General features: G+C 45.2%; 1 protein-coding gene. It reads left to right on the forward strand.

Annotated features, from left to right (window positions below):
- Positions 1–239 (forward strand): hypothetical protein (locus G6042_RS00135; protein WP_169522302.1); only part of this gene is annotated, 239 nt, incomplete at both ends.

A 239-nucleotide genomic window follows, 5' to 3' on the forward strand; every position in this document is an offset into this window, starting at 1 on the left:
CCAAATATCGTAGCATCGACAAACATTGCGTGTGTGAATTTTGGCGAAACGACGGTCAACAACACTTTGGTTTTAGACAGTCAAGTAACCGGAAATTACACCTTCGAATGGTATGCTGACGGCAACTTGATAGCAGGCGAAACCGGATCAACCTTAACGGTAACCGAAGTAACCCAAGCCCAAGTAGTCTTTAGCGTGATAGCCATTAGCAACAGCGCATTACAATGTGCATCCGATAC

This window comes from Flavobacterium solisilvae (assembly GCF_012911605.1).
Lineage (GTDB): Bacteria > Bacteroidota > Bacteroidia > Flavobacteriales > Flavobacteriaceae > Flavobacterium > Flavobacterium solisilvae.